This window comes from Kitasatospora gansuensis (assembly GCF_014203705.1).
GTDB lineage: Bacteria > Actinomycetota > Actinomycetes > Streptomycetales > Streptomycetaceae > Kitasatospora > Kitasatospora gansuensis.
Window position 1 is genome coordinate 6815796 of the sequence record NZ_JACHJR010000001.1, and the last position, 22096, is coordinate 6837891.

The window sequence follows — 22096 nt, forward strand, 5'->3', positions numbered from 1 at the left end:
ATTGCTCGGGCCGGGCCGTGGGGAAGGGACGGTCAGCCGACCGAGCCGCCGGCCCGGTGCGTCAGGTAGTGGCGGTACGCCTGGAGGCCGTCGGGGACGAACTGCCACTCCGTCAGCCGCCGGGTCAGCTCCTCCTCGGTGAGCCAGCCGTGCCAGTCGACCTCCTCGACCTGGGGACTGACCGGGCCGTCCCAGCGGGCCTCGTAGGTGTCGCACCACCAGGACAGCCCGTTCTCCTCGAAGAGGAACTTGAACAGCCGGACCGGCACGATCCCGCTGACCCCCATCTCCTCCTCGGCCTCGCGGACCGCCGCCTCGGCGTACGTCTCCCCGGCGCCGACCACGCCACCGACGAAGCAGTCGTAGGTGCCCGGCGCGTAGAGCTTCTCGGCCGACCGGCGGTGGGTGAAGATCCGGCCCTCGGCGTCCCGCACCAGGATGAAGACGCACCGGTGGGTCAGCCCCCGCCGGTAGACCTCGCCGCGCGGGGCGGTGCCGATCACCCGGTCCTGCGCGTCCACCACGTCCAGCACTTCGTCAGCAGGGTTCGTCATGGGCCCACGCTACCGAGTCGGCGTCCGCCGGATGATCGGACTATCTTTCAGAAGCGGGGAGCGGACGAGCAGAAGGCGGCACGCGGTGGTGGAGATCTGGGGCGAGGCGGCGGAGGGCTTCGAGCCGGTACGGGAAGCCTTCGCGCGCAACTTCCGCGACCACGGCGAGCTCGGCGCGGCGTTCGCGCTCTACCTGGACGGCCGCAAGGTGGTCGACATCTGGGCCGGCGACGCCCGGCCCGAGGTGGGCGGCCGCCCCGACCCGGCGGTCCCCTGGACGGCCGACACCGCACAGGTGCTCCGCTCGGTCACCAAGGGCCTGACCGCCGCCACCGCACTGCACCTGGCCGGGCAGGGACGGCTCGACCTGGACGCACCGGTGGCCTCGTACTGGCCCGAGTTCAAGGCCGCGGGCAAGGAGCGGATCCCGGTCCGCTGGCTGCTCTCGCACCAGGCCGGGCTGCCCGCGCTGGACGTGCCGCTGCGGGTCGAGGACGTGATCTCCTGGGAACCCGCGGTGGCGGCGGTGGCCGCGCAGACGCCGTTCTGGGAACCGGGCCGGGCGCACGGGTACCACCCGTACACCTTCGGCTGGCTGGTCGGCGAGGTGGTCCGGCGGGCCGCCGGGCGCAGCGTCGGCCACTACTTCGCCGAGGAGATCGCCCAGCCGCTCGGGCTCGACCTCTGGATCGGCCTGCCCACCGGAGCCGCCCCCAGGGTCGGCCGGCTGGTCGACCTGCCCGCCCCCGAGGCAGCCCTGAACGGCCCGAACGGCCTACGGCTGCGCCCCCGCCAGTCGGTGGTGGACGCCTACCAGAACCCCGCCTCGCTGACGGCCCGTTCGTTCGCCGCGGTGCGGCCGAAGGTCGACCTGAACGACCCGGCCGTGCAGGCCGCCGAGATCCCCGGCGCGGGCGGGATCGGCACCGCCCGTTCGGTGGCCCGCTTCTACGCGGCCCTGATCGGCGCGGCCGACCGGCACGGCGGGGCGCCCGGTGAACTGCTCCCGGCGGTGTTCGGCCCCGGCCTGCTCGCCGAGGCGATGGGCCCGGCGGTCAGCGGCCCCGACCGGGTGCTGATCATCAACACCGCCTTCGGCCTCGGCTTCTTCCGCCACGGCCCCAGCTCCCCGATGGCCTCCCCGGCCTCCTTCGGCCACCCCGGCCGAGGCGGCTCCCTCGGCTTCGCCGACCCCGAGCTGGGGATCGGCTTCGGCTACGTCACCAACGGGATGCAGCCCGGTGTGACCGGGGACATTCGGTCGCGTACGTTGATCGCCGCCGTCAAGCAGTGCCTCAGCAAGGGCTGACCCAGGGGCTCGGGGAACTGCGACGCCGACCTCGGAAAAGGTGATCCTGCGTAGATGGTCAGGCACTTTGTATTTTGACCCGCACGCCAGACCTCCTCGCAGTTCCCCGAGCCCCTGGACCGTAGCCCCTGAGCACCTGCCAAAGCCTCAGATCAGGCCGCGGCGGGCGGCCCAGACCGCGGCCTGGAGCGGCGTGCGGACCCCGATCCGGTCGCAGAGGGCGCGGATGCGGCGGCGCAGGGTCCGGCTGGAGGTGCCCAGGCGGCGGGCGATCGAGTCCAGGGGGAGGCCGTCCGCGAGGAGGAGCAGCAGCTCGTGCTCGGACGGGGCGAGCAGGCCGGCGGGGTGGCGGTGCGGTATCGGCTGCGGGGGAGTGGTGAGGGTGGGGTGCATGGCGGGTTTGCCTCCAGACGGCGGCCCCTGGGTGGGCACGGGCATGGCGAAGCAGGGCGGGGTGCTCGGCGATGCGCGCGAACGGTGGGGATCAGCGGGGACCGGGACCGCTGCTCTCCCGGATCGTCAGGGCCGGGGTGAGCAGGGTGAGTTCCTCGGCCGGGTGGCCGGCCGCGAGGGCCATCACCAGCTCGACCGCGCGTTGGCCCATCTCCTTGGCGGGGACCGAGACGGAGGTCAGCCGGGGGGCGGAGTGCAGGGCGACGTCGTCGGGGCAGATCGCCACCACCGAGACGTCCTCGGGCACCGCCCGGCCGGACTGCCGGAGCTGGCCGAGCAGATGGGGCAGGGCGGCCTCGTTCTGCACCACCAGGCCGGTGATCCCGGGGCGTTCCTCGAAGATCCGGGACAGCGTGCCGCTGGCCGCCTCGTGGCCGTCGCCGCACGGGCGGTGCAGGAAGCGCAGCCCGCGCTCCCCGGCCTGCTGCCGGAAGCCGGCCAGGGTGCGTTCGGCGAAGCCGGTGTGGCGCCGGTAGACCGACTCGGCCGGGCCGATCAGTGCCACCTCGCGGTGCCCGAGGTCGGCCAGGTGGTCGGCGGCGAGGCGTCCGGTGGCCTCGAAGTCCAGGTCCACGCAGGTGAGTCCGGCCGGGTCGGCGGGCAGGCCGATCAGCGCGGCGGCGGTGCCGGTCTGCCGGAGCAGCGGGATGCGCTCGTCCTCCAGCTCGACGTCCATCAGGATCATCGCGTCGGCCAGCCCGCTGTTGGCGATCCGCTTGATCGCCGAGGGCCCCTCCTCGCTGGTCAGCAGCAGCACGTCGTGCGCGTACCGGCGGGCGGTGGTGGTGACCGCGATGGCGATCTCCATCATCACCGGGACGAACATGTCGGTGCGCAGCGGCACCACCAGGGCGATCACGTGCGAACGGTTGCTGGCCAGCGCGCGGGCCCCGGCGTGCGGGTGGTAGCCGAGTTCGGCGATGCTGCGCTCGACCCGCAGCCGGGTGTCCTGCGAGATCGAGCGCTTGCCGCTGATCACGTAGCTGACCGTGCTCGGTGACACCCCGGCGTGCCGGGCGACCTGGGCGAGCGTGACCATGCGGTGCTCCATCTCGCGGCATTGGCGAGCACCGGGTGGTGAAGCGCTTCGACACTGCCGTCTGTCCGTCTCGATGCTGTCCTGCGGGGAGAGCTTAGAGAGGCACTTGGCGCGTGTCCAGACTTGTTGTCGAAGCGCTTCACCAAACCTTTCGATTCCGTCAGGCCTGGCCGGTCTCGATACGGCTGACCCGGCCGTCCTGGACGTCGAACCGCCAGGCGGTGCGCATCTCGCCCCAGGTGTCGTTGCGGTAGTTGGCGATCACCGTGCGGCCGTCGTCCTTCTCGGTCTGCACCTCGATGTGACCGCGCGAGGAGAAGATCTCCCGTTCGGTCCAGTCGGTGAGGTTCCGCTCCGACCCGTCGTCGGACAGGGTGGCGTCCGCGGTGAGTGCGGCCTGGAAGGCGGCGCGGTCATTGGCGTTGAGGGCGGCGAGCAGGGCGCGCACGGCCGGGTCGGAGAGCTTGTCGAGCGGGATGGTCATCGGTCCTTCTCCTGGGGAGGGGGTTGGTGGACTCAGCGAACACTCCGCCCGGGGCGCTCCCGCTGACCTTGGGCCGTCCGTGGCGTGCCGTTGCTTGCGGCATTTTTATCGGTTGGTGTGCTTTGATCCCGTTATGGGGGATTCGCTCACCGAAGGGAGCCCTGGATGGGGCCGGCCGAACTGCTCGTCCTGACGTTCCCGCAGGAGACCATCACCGTCGAGGCAGTCAAGGCCCTGGCCCGGCTGCGCGCCGCGGGCAACGTCCGGGTGATCGACTCACTGGTCGTCACCCGGCACGCCGACGGCGAGGCCACCTACGGCGAACTCGCGGACTTCGAGCACCTCCAGGGCGTGCTGCCGGACGACCTCGAGGAGCTGGCGCTGATCGGCCCCGAGGACGCCCAGGAGGCCGCGGAGCTGCTGGAGCCTGGCAACGTCGCCCTGCTGGTGCTGATCGAGCACCTGTGGGCCGAGGCCGCCGCCGAGGCGCTGCGCGAGATCGGCGGCCGGATCGCCACCGGCGTACGGATCCCGCCGGAGCACATCGAAGAGGCCGTGCGGGCCGCCGAGGCCCGCGTCGCGGCCGGACAGTAGAGGAGGACCTCGTGTTCCGACCCATGCGCCCGATCAGGCCGATGCGCGTCGTCCGTCCGGTGGGAGCCCCGCTGGTGCGGGGCCTGGTGGTCGGCGGCGCCGCGTACGCCGCCGGGCGGAGCGCCGCCCGCTCGGCCCAGAACGAGCAGGACCAGAACGCCGCCATCGCCGACCTGCAGGCCCAGCAAGCGCCACCGCCCGCCTACCAGCCGCCCCCGGCGGCCGCGCAGCCCGATCTGACCTCCAGGCTCACCGAGTTGGGGCAGATGGTCCAGCAGGGCCTGCTCACTCCCGAGGAGTTCGCCACCGCGAAGGCCCGGCTGCTGGCGGGATGACCATCGCTCAGAGGATCAGCCGAGACCGCCGAGCTTGAGGTCGAGCTGATCCACGGCGGCGGTGTCGCCGAGCTCGACGAAGATGTCGCGGGCGTTCTCCCAGGCCTCCCCGGCCGTGCCGGGTTCGCCCGCGGCGTGAGCGGTGTCGCCGAGGTGGGTGAGCAGGGAGGCCTCGTTGAACCGGTCGCCGAACTCGCGGTAGATGTCGCGGGCCTGTTCGTAGCAGCTGATGGCCTCTCGGTGCCGGCCCACGTTGTGGTGCACGAAGCCCAGGGTGTCCAGGGTGGCGCTCTCCCCGCTGCGGTCGCCGATCTCCCGCTGGCGGGCGAGGGCGCGCCCGCAGCAGCTCACCGCTTCGGCGTACCGGCCGAGTTGGGTGTGGCACCAGCCCATGTTGTTGAGTGCCCTGGCCTCACCGACCTGGTGGCCCGCGGCCTGATACTTCGTCAGCGCCAAGGTCGCCTGCTCCAGCGCCCGGTGGAAGTCGAGCTGCCGCTCGAACACCAGGGTCAGGTTGTTGTGGCAGTGCGCCTGGCCGAGCGGGTCGTCGAGTCCCTCGAAGAGCGCCACCGCCCGGTGCAGCAGGCGGTCGGCCTCCTCGTAGCGGCCCATCCTGGCGTTGGCGCGGCCGAGTTCGCGGTGCGCCGCCGCACTGCCCGGCCGGTCGCCGAGCCGGTCCGCGGCGTCCAGGGCGGCCCGCTGGGTGGTCGCCCAGTCGTGCCAGTGGCCGCGCTGCTCGAGGTAGGTGGACATGCTCCGGGCCAGCAGCCCCACGTAGGCGTCGTGGGCCGAGTCGACCGCCGCCAGCAGGGTCTGGTGCTCGGAGGCGAACCAAGCCAGCGCGCTGTCGCGGTCGGTGAAGGCCAGCGGCGGCACCCCGGGCGTCGGCGCGGGGAGTTCGAACGGGTCGCGGTGGTCGAGCATCGCGCCGGCGGCGTGCGCGGTGTGCAGGTAGTAGTCGACCAGCCGTTGCCGGGCGAAGACCTGCTCCACGGGCGTGACGTCGTCGTGGGCGAGCTCGGTGGCGTAGGCCCGGAGCAGGTCGTGCATGCCGTACCGGTCGGGCCCGATCGGGTGCACCAGGTGGGCGCGGGTGAGCATGGTCAGGGCCGCGCGGGTGTCAGCCGGGCTGCGGCCGGCCAGGGCGGCCGACGCGCTCAGCGAGATGTGCGGGCCGAGCTGGAGGCCGAGCAGCCGGAAGACCCGGGCGGCGGTGGCGGGCAGGTGCTGGTAGGACCAGGAGAAGACCGCGCTGATCGGGTTGCCGACCGAGTCCAGCATGCTCAACCGCCTGCGCCGGTCGGCGAGTTCGGAGACCAGGTACGGGAGCGGGGTGGTGCGCAGGGTGGCGGCGAGTTCGGCGGCCACCCGGAGGGCCAGGGGTAACCCCACGCACTGGGCGGCCAGTTCCGCGCTGACCGCCGGTTCGCTGTCGACGCGATCGCCGATCAGCCGGCGCAGCAGGTCCAGCGAGTCGCTCATCGGGAGCAGGTCGAGGCCGAGCCGCCGGGCCCCGTGCCGGGCGACCAGCTCGCCCAGGCTGTCGCGGCTGGTCACCAGGACGGCGCAGGAGCCGGTGCCGGGCAGCAGCGGCCGGACCTGGTCCACCGAGGACGCGTTGTCCAGCAGGATGAGGATCCGGCGCCCGCTGACCTCGGTCCGGTACCGGGTCACCCGGTCGGCCGGTTCGACCGGGATCTCCTGGGCGGGCAGCCCCAGCGCGGACAGCAGCCGGGACAGCGCGTCGTCGCCGGACAGCGGCTGCTGCGGGTCGTAGCCGCGTAAGTCGACGTAGAGCTGACCGTCCGGGAAGCGGGCCCGGGCCAGGTGCGACCAGTGCAGCGCCAGGGCCGTCTTGCCGACCCCGGCCGTCCCGGTGACCACCGCGATCGGCACCGCGTTGCCGCCGGTTTCCCCCAACACCAGGTCGAGGTCGGCGAGTTCGCGCTGCCGGCCGACGAAGGCGGTCACGTCGCCGGGCAGCGTCGCGGGGACCAGCCGGCGGGCCGCCGCCGGGGCGCGGCGGCCGGTGTCCTCCGCCAGCAGCGCCTGGTACGCGGCGACCAGCTCCGGTCCCGGGCTGATGCCCAGTTCGTCGCCGAGCCGGCGGCGGACCTCGTGGTAGGTGCTGACGGCCGCCGCCCGGCGGCCCGCGGCCCGGTAGCCGCGGATCAGCCGGGCCAGCACGGCTTCGTCCAACGGGCGGGCGTGCGCGGCCTGTTCGAAGAGGACGACCGCCTCGTCGGCCGCTCCGGCGGCGAGCAGGGTCTCGCCCTTGGCGGCCAGCGCCGCGTACCGCTCCTCGACCAGCGCGAGCGCCGCCGGATGGCCGGCCAGCGCCGGGACGTCGGACAGCGGGGTGGCCGCCCGCCACAGCGCCAGCGCGGTGTCGAACAGTGCGAGCGCCCGCGGGTGGTCCCCCGACTGCCGGGCCGCCGTGGCCTGGTCGACCCCCGCCCGGAAGGACTGGACGTCGATGTCGCAGTCCTGGGTGTGGAGACCGTAGCCGTCGCCGACCGAGGGCAGCAGCAGGCTCGGGGTGCGGGCGGGCCGGTCGGGTTCGAGCAGCTTCCGCAGGTGCTTGACGTGGGTCTGGATGACGTTGACCGCGCTGTGCGGTGGGTCGTGCTGCCAGAGGGCGTCGATCAGCTCCGCTCTGGACACCGGTCGGCCGGACGCCAGTCCGAGCAGGCCGAGTACGGCCCGCCGGCCCGCGGTCGGTATGTCGATCTGGGCCCCGCCCCGTAACACCCGCACCGGGCCGAGCAGCTGGATCTGCACGCGTGGCTCCTTTGCCGTTTCGCGCCGACTCGTCCGACTGGACGGCTGCTGACGTTCCGTCCAGTCGCCGTCCAGTGACGGTTCGTAGGTTATCGAAGGTCCAATCGAAGGGGGAACGTTATATGGGCGGCGTTGACGCCTGTCCGGAGCCGAGGGCCCGGACGCGGCCGGTGGGTGCCTCGTGATGCTGCGCCTGCACGCCAACGAACACCCGCAGGGTCCGTCCGCGGCCGTCGCCGACGCCCTGCACGCGCTGGTCCCGGAGCTGCACCGCTACCCGACACCCTCGAGCGCGGTGGAGACCGCGATCGCGGAGCTGCACGACGTCCCGCTGAACCGGGTCCTGGTCGGCGCGGGCAGCGCCGAGATCATCGGCCTGGCCTGGCGGGCCTTCACCGGCCCCGACCGGGCGGCCTGCTTCCACGAGCCCGAGTTCGAGCTCTACCCGCTGCTCGGCACCCAGTGCGGCACCCCGACGCTGGTCCGGCCGTGGCCGCCGGACCAGGACCTGGCGGGGCAGCTGGCGGACGCGGCGGTCGGGCTGGTGGCGCTGTCCAACCCGCACAATCCGACCGGCAGTTGCCGACCCCGGCAGGAGATCGCGGACCTGGCGGGCGGCCTGCCCGAGACGACCGTGCTGCTCAACGACGAGGCGTACCACGACTACGCCGACGTGGACGAGCTCTCGGTCGCCGCACTGTCCGAACTCCCCAACGTGCTGACCACCAGGACGTTCTCGAAGATCCACGGGCTGGCCGGCCTGCGGATCGGCTACGCGGTGGGCAACGCCCGGCTGATCGGCGCGCTCAGGGCGCTGCAGATGCCGTTCAGCGTGAGCGCCGCCGCCGCGGCCGCCGCGCTGGCCGCACTGGCCGACCCGGCGGTGCCGGGGCAGCGGCGCGAGCGCAACCGCCGGCACCGGGAGGCGCTGGCGGCCGCCCTGGTCCGCCGGGACTTCGAGGTGACGCCGAGTCAGGCCAACTTCCTGTACGTCCGGCCGCCGGCCGGCCGGTCCTGCTGGGCCACCGATCTGCTCGACCGCGGTGTCCGGGTCCAACCGGCCGGCTCCGGCCTACGGGTGACCGTGGGCACCGGTGCCGAGATCGCCGCTCTCATCACGGCAGTTGACGACGTTCTGGCCGAGGGCCAGGCGCGACCCATGGGGGAACAATGACCAGCCTCGTCATCGACGACATCTACAACAACACGCTCACGGCGTACGCGATCTCGGCCGCCTGGGAGCTCGGCCTGCTGGAGCGGCTGGAGAGCTCGGAGCAGCCGGTGGACCTGGCCGGCTTCGCCCTGGAGCAGGACCTGGACGCGCCCTCGGTGGAGGCGATCGCCCGTGGGCTGGCGATCGCCGGCATCGCGGTGCTCAGCCCGGGCCACCAATTCGCCACCCCTGGCCCGCTGTTCGCCGACACCTGGGCGAAGAAGGGCTTCTTCTACTGGCTCACCAGGGGCTGCGGCGACCTGTTCCGGAGCATGCCGGAGCTGGTCCGGAACCCGAACCGGACCGGGGACTACGTGGTCCGCGACTACAAGGCGATCGGCCTGGCCGCCCGGGACGCGGGCTTCTCCTACGTGGACCCGGCGTTCTACAAGATCATCGCGGATCGCGGCCTCCGCCACGGCGCCGACCTCGGCTGCGGCAGCGGCGAGCGGCTGATCAAACTCGCCGGGCGCGACCCGGAGTTCCGCGGCATCGGGGTGGACTTCGCGCCGGGCGCGGTGGCACTGGCCACCGACTCGGTCGCCAGCGCCGGGCTCGGCGACCGGATCTCGGTGGTCCGCGGCGACGCGACCCGGATGGCGTACCAGCCCGAGTTCGGCCAGGTCGACTTCGTCTGCTGCTTCATGATGGGTCACGACCTGTGGCCGCGCGAGGAGTGCCTGGCCAGCCTGAAGCTGATCGGCGAGGCGTTCCCGGCGGCGACCGACCTGATCATCTGCGACACCTACCGCTCGGACCTGCCGACCACCGAGCAGCACCCGGTCTTCACGCTGGGCTTCGAGACCGCCCACGCCGTGATGGGCCAGATGATCCCCTCGCTGGACGAGTGGAACGAGGTGCTGGCCGAGGCTGGTTGGCAGCGCGCGGACGTCATCGACTTCGACCTGCCGCCGTACACCGCGCTGATGCACCTCACCCGCGAGCGGCCGGGCGCATGAAGGACCGGACCACCCAGGGCAGGCACATCCTCGTACTGAACCGCTTCAACGAGGAAGTGGGCTGCCGCTACACCGACTACATCGACCACACCGTCGACCGGGTCGCCTACCTCACCTCGGCGGTGGGGCGCGGCGGCGTGGAGACCGACCTGGCCGAGACCGTGGCCGTGGTGGCCGACCTGGCCGACTGGGCCGCGGTCTCGGAGCTGGCCCTCGAGATCGTCCGGCGGTACGGCCCGCTGGACCACGTGGTCGCGCTGTTCGAGCGTGACCTCGAGGTCGCGGCCGCCCTGCGCGAGCTGCTGGGGGTGGCGGGCCCTGGACCGGCCGAGATCGAGAAGGTCCGGGACAAGGTGACGATGAAACAGCTGGTCGCCGCCGCCGGGCTGCGGGTGCCGCGGTTCGTCGACGCCGACTCGGCCGAGCAGGTCCGCCGGTTCGCCGGGCGGACCGGGTTCCCGGTCGTGCTCAAGCCCCGGGACGGTTCGGGCAGCCAGGGCATCTACCTGATCAACTCCCTTGCCTCGCTGGAGGAGACGCTCGCCTCGCCGCTGGAGAACTACGTCTGCGAGGAGTTCGTCAGCGGGACGATGTACCAGGTCGACGGCGTCGTGCAGGACGGCACCGTACGGGTGCTCCGGGCCTTCCGGCTGCTGAACACCTGTCTGGACTACGCCCTGGGCGACCCGTTCGGCTCGGTGGCCGGGGACGACCCGGTGCTGGAGCAGCGGCTGGTCGGGTACGCGGAGCTGCTGCTGGCCGCCCTCGGGGTGCGCAGCAGCGTGTTCCACCTGGAGGTGTTCGCCGTCGACCCGGCTGGTCCCGGCGAGTACGACGGGCTGGTGTTCCTGGAGGTGGCCGCCCGGGCGGGCGGGGCCGAACTGCCGCACCTCTGGCGGGAGGTCTACGGACTCGACCTGCTGGAGGTCGCCACCCGGCTGTCGCTGGGGGAGTCCCCGACCCTGCCCGAGCTCGACCCGGCGGGCCCGGCCGGTGGCTACCTCTTGATGCCGGAGCCGCCGGTCAGGCCGTGCCGGGTGCTGTCCACCACCCCGCTGATCGACCGGGTGCCGGCGATGTACGCGGAGGTGCTGCCCGAGCCCGGCACGGTGCTGAACGGCACCGGCGGGGCCAAGGAGACCGGCGGGCGCTACCGGTTCCGGGCGGGCAGCGGGGCCGAGATCGAGCGCGCGATCCGGCAGGTGCTGGACGAGTACGAGCTGACCTGGGAGCCCGTCGCCCAGCCCGCGGCGGGGGTCTTCCGGGTGAAGGGACGCGCCCAGTCCCTGGCCCGCCCGTGAGCGGGCCGGCCGCGGCGCCGCGGTTCGGCGAGGTCTTCGCCATCGGCGAGTTCCGGATGCTGTGGCTGGCGCAGCTGACCGCGGTCGGCGGCAACCAACTGGCCCGGGTGGCACTGGCGTTGCTGGTGTTCGCGCGGAGCGAGTCGGCGGGTCTGGCCGCGCTGACCTACGCCCTGACCCTGCTGCCCGAGCTGGTGGGCGGACCGCTGCTGTCCTGGCTGGCGGACCGCTACCCGCGGCGCGGGCTGATGGTGGTGTGCGACCTGGCCCGGGCCGGCCTGGTCGCCGCGATGGCGGTGCCGGGCACCTCGATCTGGCTGCTGTGCGGGCTGCTGATCCTCGTTCAGCTGGTGCAGTCGCCGCACCTGGCGGCCCGCTCGGCGCTGCTGCCGACCGTGGCGCCGGGCGACCGGTACCTGGCGGCCGCCGCGGTGGTCAACGTGACGGCCCAGCTCGGCCAGCTCGCCGGGTTCGCGGCGGGCGGCGTGGCGGTCGCGGCGCTCGGCACCTCGCAGGCCCTGCTGATCAACGCGGGCACCTTCGTGCTGTCGGCGGCGCTCACCCGGTTCGGGCTGGCCCGGCGGCCGAGGCCGACCGCGCCCGCGCCCGGCACCGCCAGGCGGAGCGCGATCACCGGCGGGGCCGCCCTGGTCCGGGCCGACCCGAGGCTGCGCCTGCTGGTGGCCTTCGGGTGCCTCTCCGGGTTCTACGCCTGCAAGGAGGGGCTGGCCGCGCCGTACGCCGAGGCCCTGGGGCACGGCCCGACCGGCGTCGGCCTGCTGCTCGCGGCCGGACCGGCCGGGGCGGTGCTCGGCGTGTTCGTGCTCACCCGCCTGGTGAGCCCGGACCGCGGCCTGCGGCTGCTCGGTCCGCTGGCGGTCGCCGCCAGCGGGGTGCTGGTGTTCACCGCGCTCTCCCCGGGCCTCGCCGTCACCTGCGTGCTGTGGGGCGTGTCCGGGGTGTTCTCGGCCTTCCAGGTCCCGGCGAACGCCGCGTACAGCAGCTCGGTCCCCGACGCCCTGCGCGGCCAGGCGTTCGGGCTGGCCTCCACCGCGGTCCGGGTGGCCCAGGGGGTCGGCATCTCGCTGGCCGGGTTCGCCGCGGACCTGGTCCCGGCGCCGGTCGTGATCGCGGCGTTCGGTGTGGCCGGCGCGGCGGTCTCCGCCGTGGTCGCGCTCCGCTGGTCCAGGCTCCCGCACCACCTCGACCGGGCACCGCAGGAGCCGTTGCCCGTCGGCAAGTCCCTCACCGTCTCGCCCAAGGAAGTCGAATGACCACCACACCCCTCCTGAGCCCCACCGAGCCGCCGAGACCGCAGCTGCACGGCACCCTGCGCCCGCGCCACCTCACCATGCTGGCCATGGGCGGGGTGATCGGGTCCGGTCTGTTCGTCGGCTCCGGCGCGGGCATCGCCATGGCCGGTCCCGGGATCGTCCTGTCGTTCGTGGCCGCCGGTGTGCTCACCATGCTGGTGATGCGGATGATGGCCGAGATGGCCGCCGCGTTCCCGGCCAGCGGCTCGTTCTCCGAACACGCCGAGCGGGCCTTCGGCCCGTGGGCCGGGTTCACCATCGGCTGGCTGTACTGGGTGACCATCGTCGTGGTGCTCGCGGTCGAGTCCACCGCGGCCGCGGTGATCGTGCACGGGTGGCTGCCCGCGGTGCCGCAGTGGTTGCTGATGCTGGTCTTCATGACGGTCTTCACCGCCGTGAACCTCAGCGCGGTCGGCAACTTCGGCGAGTTCGAGTTCTGGTTCGCCCTGATCAAGGTCGCGGCGATCGTCGGCTTCCTGGTGCTGGGCGTGCTGGCGATCCTGGGCGTGCTGCCCGGCAGGAATCCCGGGGCGCTGGGCGGCGATCTGCTGCCGCAGGGTTGGGGCGGCGTGGTCGCCGGTTTCGTGGCCGCCGTGCCCGCGTTCGGCGGTCTGGAGGTGGTCACCATCGCGGCCGCCGAGTCCGACGACCCGGTGCAGGCCGCCGGCCGGGCGGTCCGGAGCGCGGTGTGGCGGATCTCGGTCTTCTACATCGGCTCGATGATCGTCCTGGTGAGCCTGCTGCCCTGGAACGACTCCCGGCTGGGCACCAGCCCCTTCGTGGCGGTGCTGGACGAGATCGGCGTCCCCGGCGCAGCGCAGATCATGAACGTGGTGGTGGTGCTCGCGCTGCTCTCCGCCCTGAACGCCGGCACCTACGCCGCCGCCCGGATGGCCTTCTCGCTGGCCCGGCGCGGCCAGGCCCCGGCGGCCCTGACCAGGATCAGCCGGAGCGGCGTCCCGTACCTGGCCGTGCTCGCCTCCACCGCCTTCGGTTTCGGCGGCGTGGTGCTGAACCTGCTCTGGCCGGAGACCATCTTCCTGCACCTGCTGAACGCGGTCGGCACCGTGATGCTGCTGGTCTGGCTCTTGGTGGCCTGCTCCCAACTCCGCCTGCGCGGGCGGCTGCCCGAGGGGACGCCGGTCCGGATGTGGGGGCACCCGTACCTGGGCTGGCTCACCCTGGCCGTCATCGTCGCGCTGCTGGGGCACATGTTCTTCGACCACGACACCCGGATCCAGCTGGTCAGTTCGGCCGTGCTGGCCCTGGTCGTGCTGTCCGCCGCGCTGATCCGTCACCGCAGGGCCTGAGGAGGGAGCGTCAGATGGACCGTACGTCGTTGACCGCGGAGTACCTGGCCCGGGTGGTCGAAAGTGGCGCCAAGGCAGCCGAGTTGACGGGCAGTCAGCAGGACTCGGTCCTGCTGGACACCTTCTACGCGGGCCGGTACCTGTCCCGTCCGCTCTTCCTCGGCCGGGAGGAGCGGGACCGGCTGCACACCGACCTGGAGAACCTGCGGACGGCGCTGGCCGGTCTCCCCGACCTGCTGTTCGGTGGCGACTTCGCGGCGTTCGCCCGCGCGGTCGGGCTGACCGAGGTTCAGGTCTCCGCCGTGCTGCGGGGCCGGGGCCCGGCGGTCTCCCGGCAGACCAGGGCCGACCTGTACGTCGACGAGAGCGGGTTCAAGCTGCTCGAGCTCAACATCGGCAGCGCGGTCGGCGGCATGGACAACGCCGACATGTGCCGCGAGCTGCTCCGGCATCCCGTCCTCGCCGACTTCGCCGGGAGCCACGGGCTCGGCTTCGTGGACTCGCTGCGCGAGCAGGTGAACAACGTCCTCGCGGAGAGCGGCTTCGGGCCGGGCGACCGGCCGGTGGTGGCGCTGACCGACTCGCCGGACGGCTACCGGAAGATGCTGCCGTACATGGAGGAACTCTGCGACCGCTGGCGGGAGTTCGGCCTGGACGCGTACCCCTGCCACCTCGGGCAGCTGGCGCCGCGGGACGGCCGGGTCTGGCTCGGTGAGCGGCCGGTGGACGTGATCTTCCGGGTGTTCCTGATCGGGGACCTGGTGAAGTACCCCGAGGTGCCGGCCCTGATGGATCCGGTGCTCGATGCCGCCGAGCGCGGCGAGGTCAGGATCTTCACGCCGCTGGACTCCGCCGCGTACGCCAGCAAGGGCGCCCTGGCGCTGCTCTCGGACGAGCGCAACCGCGGCCTGTTCGACGCCGAGGTGCTGGCCAGCCTGGACCGGATCCTCCCGTGGACCCGGATGGTCCGCCCGGGATCGGTCACGCTGGAGAGCGGCGAGCGGGTCGACCTGGTCGAGTACGCCCTGCGCCACCAGCGGGAGCTGGTGCTCAAGCCGACCTCGCTGGCCGGCGGCGACGGCGTGCTGCTCGGCTGGGCGGACGGCCTCGGCCCGGAGCAGTGGCGCGAGCAGCTGCTCGCCGCGCTGGACGGCCCGTTCATCCTCCAGCGCAGGGTCACCCCGACCCCGGAGCTGTACCCCGACGAGAACGGCGAGCTGCAGCCGTGGACCGCCCTCTGGGGAGTGTTCACCGGCGCCGCCGGCCACGGCGGCGCCTACATCCGGGCCACCCCGGCCTCCGCCGCCGGCCAGGTGGTGAACGTGGCGACCGGGGCGCACGGGGGTGCCGTACTGCAGGAGACGGACGGTCGGTGAGGAGCCGGGGTGCCCGAAGGCACCCCGGCCCACCCACCGGGTTCACCCGGGATGAGTGCGGCTGCCCGGGGTCTAGAAGAAGCCGAGCGCCTGCGGGGAGTAGCTGACCAGCAGGTTCTTGGTCTGCTGGTAGTGCTCCAGCAGCATCTTGTGGGTCTCCCGCCCGATGCCCGAGTTCTTGTAGCCGCCGAAGGCGGCGTGGGCGGGGTAGAGGTGGAAGCAGTTGGTCCAGACCCGCCCCGCCTGGATCTCCCGGCCGGCCCGGTAGGCGGTGGAGCCGTCCCGGCTCCAGACGCCCGCGCCGAGCCCGTACGCGGTGTCGTTGGCGAGCGCGATCCCGTCGGCGAAGTCCTCGAAGCGGGTGACGGCGAGGACCGGGCCGAAGATCTCCTCCTGGAAGATCCGCATCCGGTTGTCGCCCTCGAAGACGGTCGGCGTGACGTAGTAACCGTCCGTCAGGTCGCCGCCCAGGTCGGCCCGTTCGCCGCCGGTGAGCAGCTTGGCGCCCTCGGCCTGGCCGATCTCGAGGTAGGAGAGGATCTTGGTGAGCTGGTCGGCGCTGGCCTGGGCGCCGATCTGGGTCTCGGTATCGAGCGGGTCGCCCTGCCGCATGGCGTGCACCCGGGCCAGGCCGTCGCCCAGGAAGCGGTCGTAGATGCTGCTCTGGATCAGCGCGCGGCTGGGGCAGGTGCAGACCTCGCCCTGGTTCAGCGCGAACAGCGCGAAACCCTCCAACGCCTTGTCGTAGAAGGCGTCCTGATCGGCCGCCACATCGGCGAAGAACAGGTTCGGGCTCTTGCCGCCGAGCTCCAGCGAGACCGGGATCAGGTTGGCGGAGGCGTACTGCATGATCAGGCGCCCGGTCGAGGTCTCGCCGGTGAAGGCGATCTTGCGGACCCGGGCGGAGGAGGCCAGCGGTTTGCCCGCCTCCTCGCCGAAGCCGGTGACCACGTTGACCACCCCGGCGGGCAGCAGGTCGGCGATCAGCTCCATCAGCAGCAGCACCGAGACCGGCGTCTGCTCGGCGGGCTTGAGCACCACCGCGTTGCCGGCGGCCAGCGCGGGCGCCAGCTTCCAGACCGCCATCAGCAGCGGGAAGTTCCACGGGATGATCTGCCCGACCACGCCGAGCGGCTCGTGGAAGTGGTAGGCGACGGTGTCCTCGTCGAGCTGGGAGAGCCCGCCCTCCTGGGCGCGCAACGCCCCGGCGAAGTACCGGAGATGGTCGATCGCGAGTGGCAGGTCGGCGGCCAGCGTCTCGCGGACGGGCTTGCCGTTGTCCCAGCTCTCGGCCACCGCGAGGGGTTCGAGGTTGGCCTCGATCCGGTCGGCGACCCGGAGCAGGACCAGCGCCCGGTCGGCGGGTGAGGTGCGGCCCCAGGCCGGGGCGGCGGCGTGCGCGGCGTCCAGTGCCGCCTCGATGTCCTCGGCGGTGCCCCGGGCGACCTCGCAGAAGCTCCGGCCGGTGACGGGGGTGGGGTTGTCGAAGTACTGGCCGCGGAGCGGGGGAGCCCACTGCCCGCCGATCCAGTGCTCGTAACGGGGGTGCAGATCGACGATGCTGCCGGGCTGGCCGGGAGGCTGGTAGACCGTCATGAACGGTGGTACTCCTCGCTGCTGGAAGGCGTACCCCGGGCCGAGGTGGCGGCCCGTGGGCGGGAACCGGCACGTACGGGGTCACCGCTCGAACACTCGGAGTAGTGACCCGTGCGGCACCCTAACCCGGTGGCGGCCCGGCCGCCACGGTGCCTGCCGACGGGCTCAACCGGCCACGTAGCGCCCGGTCCTGGCCTCCCAGCGGAGGTAGCCTGCGGTCCAGGCGGCCAATCCGTCGGCGTATCTGTGCGCGGAGTGGCGTTCTGCCGCCGTCAGACCCAGTAGGCTGTAGACCTCGGGGAGTTGGTCCATCAGCTCGGCGAATCGGTGCACCATGAGCTGGGCCTCGGCCATCACCACCGAGGCGGCTTCGTCGGCGGGGCAGCCGCGCTCACGCTGGACGATCATCACCAGGTTGGCGACGTCGCCCCGGGCGAGTTCCTGGGCGTAGGAGCGGACATCGTTGGAGAGCGAGGGTATGTCGGCGGCCAGTTGGCGCAGTTGACGGAGCACCGGGTGGTGCAGCACCGCCTGCGGGACCTCGAACCGGCCCAGCCGTTCGACCATGTCGAAGATGGTCTCCATGGCAGCCGTCCCCCGGCGGAGCATCAGATAGCCCTCGCGGTCCGGGAGACGGCTGGATATCCGGCCGGCCGCCTCGGCGGGATGGCAGGCGAAGTACCATTCCCAGTTGTACGCCGCCCGGGCCCGCCAGCGGGCCGACATGCCTTGCAGGCTGCGTCGCCAGAGGTCGGCGAAGGCGCGTTCGGTGGGGGTGCTGCCGAGCGGCCGGGTGCTGTGGATGATGGCGGTGAGACGTTCGCAGATCACCGCGACCCGTTCCGGCTCGCGACCGAGCGCGTCGTCGAACTGGTCGTCGAACAGGAAGTAGAAGCCCATCAGGTCGGCCGCCAGGTCGAGGTCCTCGGCGGAACTTTCCGGGTAGGTGAGCGCGGCCAGTTCGGGCACTTCCCAGCGGGCATATGCCAACTCGCCGGTGGAGGCGGCGAGTTCGCGGTGGCGGTGCAGCCACTCCTGATGGTGCTGGGTCGCGTGGGACTGGTGCGGGTTTCGTCGGTGGGGGAACGGAAGCTCGAGTGAGCTGTCGTCGGACATGGGACTCCCGGCGCTCGGTTCTGTGCGTGCTCTTGGCGCTCTCCACGGCTCTGGTTGAAGCCTTTGCGCCGTATACGTGCTGAAGATCATGCGACGCCCCGTTCGGGGCGAAGAGTATCTGATCTGATCATCAGACGTTAGGGGTACCAAGGGATTTGCCCCCGGCATCGGTACCGAACCCTGAACTGGTACTCCAGCCTGCGTGAACGCGCGCCACGGGGGCGGCCACGGTACTAGTCTCGCAACAGGTCCATGGGACGGGTGCGAAGCGGAGGCTGGGCAGTGGTCGATCATCAGGGTGGGGCCAGGGGCGGTCACCTGCGCGAGCGGGACGAGGAGCTGCGGACCGCGGAGCAGGCGCTGGACCGGCTCTGCCAGGACTTCGAGGCCGGTGGCACCGAGATCGGCGAACTCCTCGTCTACGCCTCGCCCGCCGGCCTCGGCAAGACGGCGGTGATGGACCACGTCCGACGCCTGGCCAAGCTCCGCAAGTGCTGCACGGTGCTCTCCGGCCGAGGCGGCGAGCGGCAGATCAAGGAGCCGTTCCACGTCCTCAAGCAGCTGCTGCTGCCGGTGCTCGGCGGCCTCACCGAGGCCGAGCGCAGCGAGGTCTTCGGCGGCTGGTACGGCATCGTCGGCCCGGCGATCGGCCTGGTCCCGCCGTCCGGCGAGGTCGAGCAGCTCGACCCGCAGGGCGTCCGGGACGGCCTGGACTACGTGCTCACCCAACTGGCGCCGCGCCGCGCGCCGTTGGTGATGATGGTGGACGACCTGCACTGGGCCGACCAGGAGTCGCTGACCTGGCTGGCCTCGTTCGCGGTCCGGGCCAGGCACCTGCCGGTGCTGCTGGTCTTCGCGCACCGCAACGAGTTCGAGGAGGAGGGCCGCAGCCTCCAGCAGCAGATCGAGAGCCAGGCCACCCGCCGGCACGTGCTCCGGCCGCTGAACCCCGCCTCGGTCACCGAGCTGGTCAGGACCGAACTCGGCGCGGAGGCCGAGGACCTGTTCTGCCGTCAGGTCTGGGCGGTCACCCGGGGCAACCCGTACGACGTGGCCGTGCTGCTGCGCGAGGTCCGGGAACAGCAGCTGGAGCCGTTCGAGGAGAACGTCCAGCAGCTGCACGACCTGGCGGCCGCCGCCAAGGGCATGACGATGGACTACTGGCTGGAGAAGCTGGGCGCCCGGGTGATCCGGTTCGCCTGGGCCTGCGCCCTGCTCGGTACCGACATCAAGCAGAACCTGGCGGCCGCGATCTGCGCGCAGAGCCCGGCCGAGGCGGAGGAGTCGGTCCGTCAGCTGCGCCGCCACCACGTGCTCACCACCGGGCCGAACGGACGGCTCGACTTCGTCCACCCGGTGATCGGCACCTCGATCTACCAGACCATGCCGCCCAGCACCCGGACGGGCATGCACGGCATCGCGGCCACCGCGATCGAGAACTCCGGCGGCTCGCTGCTGGACGCCTCCCGCCACCTGCTGGAGACCCACCCCGAGGGCGACGACCTGATGGTGGCCAAGCTCCGCCAGGCCGCCACCGAGCACCTGGCGATCGGCGCACCGGAGGCGGCGCTGCGCTGTCTGCAGCGCGCGCTGTACGAGCCGCCGGACGAGGACGTCCGGGCCGATGTTCTGTACGAGGCGGGCAGCGCCGCGCTGCTCACCGACCCGCTGGCCACCGTGCACCAGCTCAAGCAGGCCCTCGCGCTGGAGCCGGGCCTCAGCCCGGAGAAGCGGGTGGACGCCACCTTCCGGCTGTCCGAGGTGCTGGCGCACTCCGGCGAGCTGATCGAGGCGGCGGAGGTCTGCCGGATCGAGGCCGAGCGGACGGCGCCCGGCATCGACCGGCTGCGGCTGGAGGCGCTGCACTTCATGTGGATCGCCTGGCAGCGCGACGAGGCGGACGGCCCGGACCGGTCCCGCCGGCTGGCTGACCTGGGCGGCCGGATCAGCGGCCAGCAGACACCCGAGCGGGCCGTCTACACCCTGCGGGCCTGGGACCTGACGCTCCGTGGGGAGCCGGCGGGCCGGGCGCTCGGCTTCGTCGAGCAGGCCACCGACGCGGGCCGGCTGCCGGAGGGCCTGGGCTGGCGGAACACCACCTGGGGCTTCGAGCTGCCCGCCATCATCGGCCTGACGTACACCTACACCGACCAGCTGAACAGCGCGGAGAAGCTGTTCGCCGAGGCGATCACCGAGTTCGAGGTGGCCGGCTGGAGCGGCGCGCACCGGGGCTTCTCGTACTTCCTGATGGGCCTGGTCCGGTTCCGGCGCGGGCTGCTCGCCGAGGCCGAGGACTTCCTCCGCCGGGGCCTGCGGCTGTCCGAGCGGATCGCCCCCGACCTGCCACTGCAGTGGGACGTGGTCGGCGTGCTGGCCGACACCCTGCTGGCCCGGGGCAAGGTCGACGAGGCGTGGGAGCTGGCGCGGAAGTACCGCTTCGCGCCGCCCTACCACCCGACCGCGATGGTGCTGCCGGACGCGCCCACGCTCTACGGCAAGCTGCTGCTGGCCAAGGGCGACCGGGCCGGCGCGATCGAGGTGTTCCGTTCGGTCGGCGCCCAGCTGGACAAGCGCGGCTGGTTCAACCCGGTCTGGGCGCCGTGGGTCGGTCAGCTGGCCCTCGCGCTGGCATCGGACCGTCCCGAGGAGGCGCGCGAGACGGCGGCCCGGGCGGAGAAGTTCGGCACCGCCTCGGCGCGCGGTACGGCGCTGCGGATCCAGGCGGCCGTCTCGGACGGCCAGGTCGCGGTGGCCCTGCTGGAGGAGTCGGTCAACCTGCTCACCCAGTCCCCGGTCAGCCACGAACTCGCCTGCTCGCTGGTCGACTTGGGCAGCGCACTGGCCCGCACCGGGCGGCTGACCGAGGCGGCCGAGTACTTCTACCAGGGCATCGAGCTGGCCCAGAACTGCGGCGCCGACAGCCTGGTCGCCCAGGCCAGGCGTGAGCTGGCCAGGACGGGGCTGCGGCCGAACCGGCTGCGCACGCTCAGCAAGGAGTCGCTCAGTCAGCACGAGCGCAAGGTGGCCGAGTTGGCCGCCAAAGGGGTCCCGCCGCAGCGGATCGCCGATCAGCTCAACGTCCAGCTGAGCCTGGTGCACCGGCGGCTGGCCGCCGTCCACCGCAAGATCGGCACCGGCCCCGAGGGCCTGGCCGAGGCCCTCGGCCTGCCCCGGCCGGAGCCGGAGGCCACCGACTGACCGGACTTGGCCGAGTGCGGCGCCGGTCCGCCCCGGCGCCGCCCCCAACCCCTAGGCTGAGCGCAGTCGACAGGATCTCGCACCAGGAGGAACGGTTCATGGCGGCCCAGCAGACCGAGGTACGGCGGGAGCCCTTCGACGCGTCCGGCGCGGGCGCGGCGATCGAACGCTGGACGCTGCGCAGCGACCGGGTCGAGGCCACCGTGCTGACCCTGGGGGCCACCCTGCACGGTCTGACCGCGCCGGACCGGGACGGCCATCCGGCGCAGATCCTGCTCTGCACCGAGGAGCTGACGGGCGTTCTGGGCCCGGCCAGGCACTACGGCGCCACCGTCGGCCGGTACGCCAACCGGATCGCCGACGGCCGGATCACCATCGACGGCGAGGAGTACCCGCTCGCCCAGACCGGCAACGGCGTCACCCTGCACGGCGGCCCGGACGGCTTCGCGCACCGGATCTGGAGCGCCGCCGAGATCCCCGGCGGGGTCCGGCTCCAGCTGCACAGCCCGGACGGCGACCAGGGCTTCCCCGGCGCGCTCGACGTCACCGTCGACTACGTCCTGGACGGCGCCACCCTGACCATCGCCTACCGGGCCGTCACCAGCCGCCCCACGGTGGTCAACCTGACCAACCACGCCTACTTCAACCTCGCGGGCGAGGGCAGCGGCGACGTGCTCGGCCACCTGCTCACGCTGGACGCCGACGCGTACACGCCGGTGGACGCCCGGCAGATCCCGCTCGGCCCGTACGAGCCGGTGGCGGGCACCCCGTTCGACTTCAGCACCGCCCGGCCGGTCGGCAAGGCGATCGAGGACGACCACCCGCAGCTGGCCGCGGCCGGCGGCTACGACCACAACTGGGTGCTCCACGAGCGCCGCCCGGACGGCACGCCGACTCGGGCCGCCTTCCTGGAGGACCCGGTCAGCGGCCGCACCCTCGAAGTGCTCACCACCGAGCCCGGTCTGCAGGTCTACACGGCCAACGGCTTCCACGGCGCGGTGCGCGGCCCGAGCGGCGTCGCGTACGGCAAGTTCGCCGGGATCGCGCTGGAGACCCAGCACCACCCCGACTCGCCGCACCAGCCCGGATACCCCAGCACCGTGCTGCGGCCCGGCGAGGAGTTCCGGTCCGCCACCGTGCTGCGGCTCGGGATCGGTTGACCCGG

General features: G+C 72.7%; 18 protein-coding genes. 11 read left to right on the forward strand and 7 right to left on the reverse strand.

Going from position 1 to position 22096, the window contains the following annotated elements; all coding sequences use genetic code 11:
* Positions 1–32: 32 nt before the first annotated feature.
* Positions 33–554, reverse strand: a complete 522-nt coding sequence (locus tag F4556_RS30705) for an NUDIX hydrolase (protein WP_184921851.1) — start codon at positions 552–554, stop codon at positions 33–35.
* 85 nt (positions 555–639) lie between these two features.
* Here F4556_RS30705 and F4556_RS30710 point away from each other — a divergent pair, with 85 nt between their 5' ends.
* A complete protein-coding gene (locus F4556_RS30710) occupies positions 640–1863 on the forward strand; it encodes a serine hydrolase domain-containing protein (RefSeq protein WP_313068892.1) in 1224 nt (407 codons plus the stop codon).
* Positions 1864–2010: 147 nt separating this feature from the next.
* Here the strand turns inward: F4556_RS30710 and F4556_RS30715 are convergent, their stop codons facing one another.
* The 3 genes from F4556_RS30715 to F4556_RS30725 form a co-directional block, all read right to left on the reverse strand.
* On the reverse strand, positions 2011–2256 hold the full coding sequence (locus tag F4556_RS30715; RefSeq protein WP_184921855.1) for a helix-turn-helix domain-containing protein: 246 nt from the start codon (positions 2254–2256) through the stop codon (positions 2011–2013).
* Positions 2257–2347: 91 nt separating this feature from the next.
* Positions 2348–3367: a LacI family DNA-binding transcriptional regulator gene (locus F4556_RS30720; RefSeq protein ID WP_184921857.1), complete on the reverse strand. Its 1020-nt coding sequence runs from the start codon at positions 3365–3367 to the stop codon at positions 2348–2350.
* A gap of 148 nt (positions 3368–3515) precedes the next feature.
* Positions 3516–3839: a nuclear transport factor 2-like protein gene (locus F4556_RS30725; RefSeq protein WP_184921859.1), complete on the reverse strand. Its 324-nt coding sequence runs from the start codon at positions 3837–3839 to the stop codon at positions 3516–3518.
* 165 nt (positions 3840–4004) lie between these two features.
* Between F4556_RS30725 and F4556_RS30730 the strand changes: the two genes are divergently transcribed.
* Positions 4005–4433 (forward strand): DUF6325 family protein, encoded by a 429-nt coding sequence (locus F4556_RS30730; RefSeq protein WP_184921861.1) that lies wholly within the window; start codon positions 4005–4007, stop codon positions 4431–4433.
* Between the two features lie 11 nt (positions 4434–4444).
* On the forward strand, positions 4445–4768 hold the full coding sequence (locus F4556_RS30735) for an SHOCT domain-containing protein (RefSeq protein ID WP_313068894.1): 324 nt from the start codon (positions 4445–4447) through the stop codon (positions 4766–4768).
* 15 nt (positions 4769–4783) lie between these two features.
* Here the strand turns inward: F4556_RS30735 and F4556_RS30740 are convergent, their stop codons facing one another.
* Positions 4784–7549: an AfsR/SARP family transcriptional regulator gene (locus F4556_RS30740; protein WP_184921863.1), complete on the reverse strand. Its 2766-nt coding sequence runs from the start codon at positions 7547–7549 to the stop codon at positions 4784–4786.
* Between the two features lie 184 nt (positions 7550–7733).
* Here F4556_RS30740 and F4556_RS30745 point away from each other — a divergent pair, with 184 nt between their 5' ends.
* From F4556_RS30745 to F4556_RS30770, 6 genes are read left to right on the forward strand one after another with little or no spacing between them, the layout of a single operon-like run.
* The gene (locus tag F4556_RS30745) at positions 7734–8723 is read left to right on the forward strand and encodes a pyridoxal phosphate-dependent aminotransferase (RefSeq protein WP_184921872.1); all 990 of its coding nucleotides are present in this window, start codon (positions 7734–7736) and stop codon (positions 8721–8723) included.
* Positions 8720–9721, forward strand: a complete 1002-nt coding sequence (locus tag F4556_RS30750; protein ID WP_184921874.1) for a class I SAM-dependent methyltransferase — start codon at positions 8720–8722, stop codon at positions 9719–9721. Before F4556_RS30745 ends, F4556_RS30750 begins: the two co-directional genes overlap by 4 nt.
* The gene (locus tag F4556_RS30755; RefSeq protein ID WP_184921876.1) at positions 9718–11022 is read left to right on the forward strand and encodes an ATP-grasp domain-containing protein; all 1305 of its coding nucleotides are present in this window, start codon (positions 9718–9720) and stop codon (positions 11020–11022) included. Before F4556_RS30750 ends, F4556_RS30755 begins: the two co-directional genes overlap by 4 nt.
* The gene (locus F4556_RS30760) at positions 11019–12296 is read left to right on the forward strand and encodes an MFS transporter (RefSeq protein ID WP_184921878.1); all 1278 of its coding nucleotides are present in this window, start codon (positions 11019–11021) and stop codon (positions 12294–12296) included. The genes F4556_RS30755 and F4556_RS30760 overlap by 4 nt, the downstream gene beginning before the upstream one ends.
* Complete coding sequence (locus F4556_RS30765) at positions 12293–13645, forward strand: amino acid permease (protein ID WP_184921880.1); 1353 nt, start codon at positions 12293–12295, stop codon at positions 13643–13645. Before F4556_RS30760 ends, F4556_RS30765 begins: the two co-directional genes overlap by 4 nt.
* A gap of 14 nt (positions 13646–13659) precedes the next feature.
* A complete protein-coding gene (locus F4556_RS30770) occupies positions 13660–15021 on the forward strand; it encodes a hypothetical protein (protein ID WP_184921882.1) in 1362 nt (453 codons plus the stop codon).
* Positions 15022–15093: 72 nt separating this feature from the next.
* On the opposite strand, the gene exaC is transcribed toward F4556_RS30770, so the two are convergent.
* The gene (gene exaC / locus F4556_RS30775; RefSeq protein WP_184921884.1) at positions 15094–16617 is read right to left on the reverse strand and encodes an acetaldehyde dehydrogenase ExaC; all 1524 of its coding nucleotides are present in this window, start codon (positions 16615–16617) and stop codon (positions 15094–15096) included.
* Positions 16618–16782: 165 nt separating this feature from the next.
* The gene (locus F4556_RS30780; protein WP_184921886.1) at positions 16783–17733 is read right to left on the reverse strand and encodes a terpene synthase family protein; all 951 of its coding nucleotides are present in this window, start codon (positions 17731–17733) and stop codon (positions 16783–16785) included.
* 282 nt (positions 17734–18015) lie between these two features.
* Between F4556_RS30780 and F4556_RS30785 the strand changes: the two genes are divergently transcribed.
* On the forward strand, positions 18016–20931 hold the full coding sequence (locus tag F4556_RS30785) for an ATP-binding protein (protein WP_313068898.1): 2916 nt from the start codon (positions 18016–18018) through the stop codon (positions 20929–20931).
* A 98-nt stretch (positions 20932–21029) separates the two neighbouring features.
* Positions 21030–22091: an aldose epimerase family protein gene (locus F4556_RS30790; RefSeq protein WP_184921890.1), complete on the forward strand. Its 1062-nt coding sequence runs from the start codon at positions 21030–21032 to the stop codon at positions 22089–22091.
* Positions 22092–22096 lie beyond the last annotated feature (5 nt).

Bases quoted from the DNA above. Each gene is read 5' to 3' on its own strand.
- F4556_RS30715 (WP_184921855.1), bottom strand. From the start codon at position 2,256: ATGCACCCCACCCTCACCACTCCCCCGCAGCCGATACCGCACCGCCAC.
- F4556_RS30745 (WP_184921872.1), top strand. From the start codon at position 7,734: ATGCTGCGCCTGCACGCCAACGAACACCCGCAGGGTCCGTCCGCGGCC.
- F4556_RS30720 (WP_184921857.1), bottom strand. From the start codon at position 3,367: ATGGAGCACCGCATGGTCACGCTCGCCCAGGTCGCCCGGCACGCCGGG.
- F4556_RS30770 (WP_184921882.1), top strand. From the start codon at position 13,660: ATGGACCGTACGTCGTTGACCGCGGAGTACCTGGCCCGGGTGGTCGAA.
- F4556_RS30780 (WP_184921886.1), bottom strand. From the start codon at position 17,733: ATGTCCGACGACAGCTCACTCGAGCTTCCGTTCCCCCACCGACGAAAC.
- F4556_RS30750 (WP_184921874.1), top strand. From the start codon at position 8,720: ATGACCAGCCTCGTCATCGACGACATCTACAACAACACGCTCACGGCG.
- F4556_RS30705 (WP_184921851.1), bottom strand. From the start codon at position 554: ATGACGAACCCTGCTGACGAAGTGCTGGACGTGGTGGACGCGCAGGAC.
- exaC (WP_184921884.1), bottom strand. From the start codon at position 16,617: ATGACGGTCTACCAGCCTCCCGGCCAGCCCGGCAGCATCGTCGATCTG.
- F4556_RS30765 (WP_184921880.1), top strand. From the start codon at position 12,293: ATGACCACCACACCCCTCCTGAGCCCCACCGAGCCGCCGAGACCGCAG.
- F4556_RS30790 (WP_184921890.1), top strand. From the start codon at position 21,030: ATGGCGGCCCAGCAGACCGAGGTACGGCGGGAGCCCTTCGACGCGTCC.
- F4556_RS30725 (WP_184921859.1), bottom strand. From the start codon at position 3,839: ATGACCATCCCGCTCGACAAGCTCTCCGACCCGGCCGTGCGCGCCCTG.
- F4556_RS30730 (WP_184921861.1), top strand. From the start codon at position 4,005: ATGGGGCCGGCCGAACTGCTCGTCCTGACGTTCCCGCAGGAGACCATC.
- F4556_RS30755 (WP_184921876.1), top strand. From the start codon at position 9,718: ATGAAGGACCGGACCACCCAGGGCAGGCACATCCTCGTACTGAACCGC.